Raw genomic sequence first — 6,112 nt, forward strand, 5'->3', positions numbered from 1 at the left:
TGGGCTCTTCAACCTTTTTTTGGGCGCGCTGCTCTTCCGCAAGATCGAGGTCAGGGCGGAACCTTGGCGCCGAGTCAGCGCTGTAGTCCGACCAGCGCGCTGACTCGGCGCCTGAACAACCCCGAGTCAGCGCCGTGGTCGGACTACGGCGCTGACTCGGCGCACAACCTGAGGAGTCCCCATGGGGCGCTACATCCTTCGCCGTGCCGTCCAGGCGGTCGGCACCCTGCTGCTCGTCATGTTCCTGCTGCACCTGCTCACCACCGTCGCCATCCAGCTCAACGGCAACCCGGCGCAGGCGTTCTTCGGCGACAAGGTCGCCACCCCGGCGCAGATCGCCGCCGTCGAGCAGCGCTTCAACCTCGACGACCCCTGCTACGACCAGGTGGGCAACCCCTGCCTCGGGCCGTTCGTCGAACGCCTCGGCCAGTACGCCCAGGGCGACTTCGGCACCAACCTGCGCGGCCGCGAGGTCTCGGAGATCGTCGCCACGGCGGCGCCGAACACCATCCGCCTGTTCTGCGTCGTGCTCATCACCTGGCTGGCGCTCGGCATGCTGCTCGGCTCGGCCGCCGCCCGCTGGCGCGGCTCGGCCGGGGACCACGGGATCCGGCTCACGTCGGTGCTGATCGACGCCTTCCCGGTCTTCGTGCTGCTGATCGTCTACCGGTACGTCGTCGCCGTGCCGCTGAACCGCTGGGCCGAGGACACGTTCGGCGAGAACAGCTGGCCGCCGTACTGGTTCAAGCCGTCCTTCGACGCCGACCACCCGTGGGCCACCGTCGTCGTGCCCGGGATCCTGCTGGGCCTGGCCGGTTCCGCGGCGTTCATCCGCCTGGTCCGGGCCAGCCAGCTCGAGTCCTACCAGGGCGACCACGTGCGGACCGCCCGGTCGAAGGGCCTGACCGAGGGACGCGTCGTGGTGCACCACGTGGTGCGCAACTCGTCGGTGCCCGTGGTGACCGCCGTCGGCCTCACCTTCGCCGAGGCCCTCGGCGGAGCCGTCATCACCGAGGGCCTGATGAACATCTACGGGATGGGCGGCGTCCTGTGGGGAGCCGTCCAGAACGACGACGTCGGGCTCGTGCTCGGCATCGTCACCCTGCTGGCCACGGTGACCGTCGTGGTGATGATCGTCGTCGACATCGCCTATGCCCTGCTCGACCCGAGGATCCGCTATGAGTGACGCCGTGACACCCGCACCGACCGCGCCGCGCACCAGCGCGTCGTCGAGCCCGCTCGCCGACGCCTGGCGTCGGCTCCGCCGCCGGCCGGACACGATCGCCGCCGCCGTCGTGCTCGTGTTCTTCGGGCTGATGGCGGCGTTCCCCACGCTGTTCACGACCACCAGCCCTCGGACGTGCCCGATCCGGGAGGCCCGCACGACGCCGCAGGGCTGGGGCGCCGAGCACCCGCTGGGCACCGACTCGCTCGGCTGCGACGTCCTGGCCACGCTGGTGCACGGCATCCGGCCGTCGCTGCTGCTGGCCGTGGTCGTGGTCGGCGTCTCGCTGCTGATCGGCGTGACCCTCGGCCTGCTCGCCGGGTACTACCTCGGCTGGGTGGACTACCTGGTCTCCCGTGCCGTCGAGGTCTTCCTGGTGGTCCCGCTGCTGCTGGCCGCGCTCCTGGTGCTGTCCCTGTTCAAGGGCGTCGACCTGGGCAGCGGCACGTTCAACGTGATCCTGCTGCCCGCAGTGGTGCTCATCCTGTTCGGCTGGATGCCCTACACCCGCTACGTGCGGGCCAGCACCCTGGAGGCGAAGAACCTGGACTACGTGACCGCCGCGCGCTCGCTGGGCGCGTCGGACCTGCGCATCATGGTGCGGCACGTGCTGCCCAACGCCATCGGCACCGTCACCGCGCTGCTCCCCACCTCCGTGGCCGGGGTGATCAGCGCGGAGGCCGTGCTGTCGTTCCTGGGCATCGGCGTCCGGCCGCCGGCGACGAGCTGGGGGATCCAGATCGAGCAGGGCTCGGAGTGGGTGCTCGGCGGCGCCCCGCACATCCTGCTCGCGCCCCTGATCTGCCTGATCGCGACCGTCCTCGCGCTGGTGGTGCTCGGCGACGCCCTGCGCGACGCCCTCGACCCGAGGCTGAGCGCATGAGCGCCCCCGAGCAGGTGCCGGGCACCCCCCTCCTGGAGGTCACCGACCTCGCCGTCGAGTTCCGCACGCCCGACGGCGCGGTGCGCGCCGTCGACGGGCTGTCCTACCGCGTGGAGGCGGGCCGCACGCTCGCGATCGTGGGCGAGTCGGGCTCGGGCAAGTCCGTCTCGTCGCTGGCCGTGATGGGCCTGCTGCCGGACACGGCGCGGATCACGCGCGGCAGCGTCCGCCTCGCCGGCACCGACCTGCTCGGCCTGAGCCGCAAGGAGCACCGCGCACGCTGCGGCGAGCAGGTGGCGATGGTGTTCCAGGACGCGCTGGCCGCGCTCAACCCCGTGCACACCGTGGGCTACCAGCTCACCGAGGCGCTCCGGGCCCGGCGCGGGCTGTCCCGCGCCGACGCCCGCAAGCGGGCGGTCGAGCTGCTCGACCTGGTCAAGGTGCCGAACGCGAAGGCCCGCGTCAAGGAGTACCCGCACCAGTTCTCGGGCGGCATGCGCCAGCGCGTGATGATCGCGTCGGCGCTGGCGATGGACCCCGACGTGCTCATCGCGGACGAGCCCACCACCGCCCTCGACGTGACGGTCCAGGCGCAGGTGCTGCGGCTGCTCGCCGAGATCCAGGCGGAGCGGCACATGGGCCTCGTGCTCATCACGCACGACCTGGGCGTGGTGGCGGGGGTCGCCGACGACGTCACGGTCATGTACGCAGGCCGCGCCGTCGAGCAGGCGCCCGTGGTGCCCGTCTACACGACGCCCGCGCACCCGTACACGCGGGCGCTGCTGCGGTCGATCCCGTCCGCGGCCGGGACCGGCCGCCTGCCCGTGATCCCGGGTCGCCCGCCGAGCCCGGCCGCGATGCCGGCGGGCTGCCCGTTCCACCCGCGCTGCGACGCGGCGCGCGACGTCTGCCGTACCGACGCGCCGCCGCGGGCGACCCCGGCGCCCGGCCGGATGTCGGCGTGCCACTTCGCGGAGGACATCATGGCCGGACGGGAGCCGGCCCCCGAGGCCGGCGTATCTGTGTCCGGCGTGCCGGCGTCCGGCACCTCGGTGCCCGGGCCGAAGGGAGACTCCGATGACTGAGTCGCGACCGGCGGGAGCCGAGCTCGTCGACGAGCGGCCCGAGCCCGGCGAGTCCGTGCTCGAGGTGCGCGACCTCGTCAAGCACTACCCGGTGCGCTCCGGGCTGCTGCGCCGCTCGACGGCCGCGGTCAAGGCGGTCGACGGCGTCTCGCTCACCCTGGACCGGGGCCGCACCCTGGGCCTGGTCGGCGAGTCCGGGTCGGGCAAGTCGACGCTCGCCCGCGTGCTCGTCGGCGTCGAGACGCCGACCAGCGGCCAGGTGCTGGTGGACGGCGAGGACGTCACCGGCCGGTCCCGGGCGGGCCGCAAGCAGCTCCGCCGGGACGTGCAGATGGTGTTCCAGGACCCGTACACGTCGCTGAACCCGCGGATGTCGGTGAGCGAGATCGTGGGCGAGCCGTTCGCGATCCACGGCATCGACCCGGCGGGCGGACGGCGGGCCGCGGTGGGCGAGCTGCTGGAGCTCGTCGGCCTGGACCCCGACCACGCCAACCGGTACCCGCACCAGTTCTCGGGCGGGCAGCGGCAGCGTGTCGGGATCGCCCGCGCGCTCGCCCTGCGGCCCAAGATCCTGGTCTGCGACGAGCCGGTCTCGGCGCTCGACGTGTCCGTGCAGGGCCAGGTGATCAACCTGCTGGAGGACCTCCAGGAGGAGCTGGGCCTGTCCTACCTGTTCGTGGCGCACGACCTCGGCGTGGTGCGGCACATCGCCCACGACGTCGCCGTCATGTACCTGGGCCGCATCGTGGAGCAGGGGCCCGAGGCCGAGGTGTACGACGCCGCGCAGCACCCGTACACGCAGGCGCTGCTGTCCGCGGTGCCCGTGCCCGACCCGTCGGTGCGGCTCGTCCCGGCGGGCGCGGCCGTCGGCGCGGGCTCGTCCGGTGACGCGGTCGCGGGCGCCGGGCGGCCCGGCGTCGGCGGGATCGTGCTGGAGGGCGACCCGCCCTCCCCGGTGGACCCGCCGTCGGGCTGCCCGTTCCACACGCGCTGCTGGCTCGCACCGACGCTGCCGGAGGCGCGGCGCGAGGCAGCCTCGGGCGTCGACACGGGCGCCGTCGGCGGCACAGAGTCCGGCCTGCGGCTGATCCCGCACGCGTGCGAGACGGACGTACCGGCGCTGGTCGCCCGGGGTGCGACGGGCACCGGGGCCGACGGCGCCGCGGCGCACGTCGCCGCCTGCCACTTCGCGCGCGAGCTGACGGCGCCCGAGGCCCCGTCCCGGGGCGGCGCATGACACGCGTCCTGGTGGTCCTGAACTCGTCCACCAGCTCCATGGGCCGGCTGGAGCAGTGGCTCCCCGAGGCCGGGCTCGACCCGGTCCTCGTCCCGGGCGCGGAGCTGCCCGGGACGCTCGACGGGTTCGGGGGCGTGGTCCTGCTGGGCGGCGGCTTCATGCCGGACGACGACGCCGGCCACCCGTTCCTGGCCCGCGAGCGGGCGCTGACGCTCCAGGCCCTGGCCGACGGCGTGCCGCTGCTCGGGCTGTGCCTCGGCGGGCAGCTCCTGGCGCACGTCACGGGCGGCGGCGTGACGGCGCGGTCCGGCGAGACGGAGCGCGGCATGTGCGCGCTCACGGTGCTGCCGGCCGCGGCCGACGACCCGGTGTTCGGCTACCTGCCGGGCGTGACCGGCGTCGGCGGCGTGTCCGGCGGCGGCGTACCCGGCGTCGGCGGCGCGCCCGGCGGCGGCGCGCCCGGCGGCGGCGGCGTACCCGGCGGGCCGCTGTGGATGATCGAGAACCACGAGGACTCGGTGACCGCGCTGCCGCCGTCGGCCACGCTGCTGGTGACGAGCGAGGCCTGCCGCAACCAGGCGTTCCGCGTGGGCGAGACCGCCTGGGGCCTGCAGTTCCATCCCGAGGCCCGGCCGGAGCGGGTGGCGACCTGGGACGAGGCCGCGCTCTCGGAGCAGGGCATCGACCGCGCGGCGCTGGCCGAGGCGGCGCTCGCCCACGCGGCGGAGAACGCGGCCCAGTCGGGTGCGCTGGTGCGCGCCTGGGCCGACGTCGTGCACGGCGCGGCGAAGTAACGACGAGAGGACGAGCACGCACATGGTGTCGACAGGGACGCACAGCGACGGGGTGCCGGTGGTGGCCTACCGGATCGCCCGGGCCTCGGGCGAGGTGCTGGCCGCGCGGCAGGACGACCTGGACTTCTACGCCGCCTCGACCGTGAAGCTCGCGGTGCTGGTGGCGGCCGCGCGGGAGCTCGACGCCGGCACGGCGCGCCTCGACGAGACGTGCACCGCGACCCGGACCTTCACGTCGCAGGTGCCCGGCGCGGGTGAGTACACGATCGAGCCCGACGACGTCGACGAGGGCCTGCCGCCCGACGGCACGCCGATGCCGCTGGGCGACGTCGTCGACCGGATGGTCACCGTCTCCTCCAACGAGGCGACCAACATGGTGGCCGAGCGCGTGGGCCTGGCCGCCGTGAACAAGGTGCTGTCCGACGTCGGGGCCACGCGGTCGATCTTCGGCCGCAAGTACTCCGACCTGGCCGCCGAGCAGGCCGGCGCCTCGCACCGCACGACGGCGGCCGACCTGTGCCTGCTCATGTCCGGCGTGGTCACGGGCGCGCTCGCGAGCCCGGAGCGGACCACCTGGATGTGCGAGCTGCTCGGCCGCCAGACCGACCGGCAGCTCACCGCCGCCGTCCCCGGCCCGGGCGAGCCGGGCGCCGTCCCGTTCGGCTCGAAGTCCGGCTGGGTGGACGGCATCCGGCACGACGTCGCCTTCGTGGGCGAGCCCGGTCCCGACGCCCTGGTGATCGCGGTGTGCACCCGCGGCTACGACGAGCAGGCCGCCGAGGAGACGCTCAAGTCGCTGGGCGCACTGGCGGTCGCGCTGGCCTGACCGGGGTCTGTCCCTGATCTGGACCCCGCCCACACAGTCCCCTTTGAGGCCCGGGGTTTTTT

6 protein-coding genes are annotated in these 6,112 nt (G+C 74.1%); all 6 read left to right on the forward strand.

The annotated features are described in order from the left end of the window. Positions 1–181 precede the first annotated feature (181 nt). The 6 genes from ACFV9Q_RS29095 to ACFV9Q_RS29120 are packed head-to-tail and all read left to right on the forward strand — an operon-like array spanning position 182 to position 6,050. Positions 182–1,186, forward strand: a complete 1,005-nt coding sequence (locus ACFV9Q_RS29095) for an ABC transporter permease (RefSeq protein WP_377237295.1) — start codon at positions 182–184, stop codon at positions 1,184–1,186. Next, a complete protein-coding gene (locus tag ACFV9Q_RS29100) occupies positions 1,179–2,108 on the forward strand; it encodes an ABC transporter permease (RefSeq protein ID WP_377237296.1) in 930 nt (309 codons plus the stop codon). The genes ACFV9Q_RS29095 and ACFV9Q_RS29100 overlap by 8 nt, the downstream gene beginning before the upstream one ends. Continuing rightward, positions 2,105–3,193 (forward strand): ABC transporter ATP-binding protein, encoded by a 1,089-nt coding sequence (locus tag ACFV9Q_RS29105; protein WP_377237297.1) that lies wholly within the window; start codon positions 2,105–2,107, stop codon positions 3,191–3,193. The genes ACFV9Q_RS29100 and ACFV9Q_RS29105 overlap by 4 nt, the downstream gene beginning before the upstream one ends. Then, positions 3,186–4,430 (forward strand): ABC transporter ATP-binding protein, encoded by a 1,245-nt coding sequence (locus ACFV9Q_RS29110; protein ID WP_377237298.1) that lies wholly within the window; start codon positions 3,186–3,188, stop codon positions 4,428–4,430. Before ACFV9Q_RS29105 ends, ACFV9Q_RS29110 begins: the two co-directional genes overlap by 8 nt. Next, positions 4,427–5,224 carry a type 1 glutamine amidotransferase gene (locus tag ACFV9Q_RS29115; protein ID WP_377237299.1) on the forward strand — a complete coding sequence of 266 codons (798 nt, stop codon included), beginning with the start codon at positions 4,427–4,429 and terminating at the stop codon, positions 5,222–5,224. The genes ACFV9Q_RS29110 and ACFV9Q_RS29115 overlap by 4 nt, the downstream gene beginning before the upstream one ends. A gap of 22 nt (positions 5,225–5,246) precedes the next feature. Next, positions 5,247–6,050, forward strand: coding sequence for a serine hydrolase (locus tag ACFV9Q_RS29120; protein ID WP_377237300.1), 804 nt, complete (start codon positions 5,247–5,249; stop codon positions 6,048–6,050). Positions 6,051–6,112: the final 62 nt, after the last annotated feature.

The organism is Promicromonospora sp. NPDC059942, assembly GCF_042731755.1.
Taxonomy (GTDB): Bacteria; Actinomycetota; Actinomycetes; order Actinomycetales; family Cellulomonadaceae; genus Promicromonospora.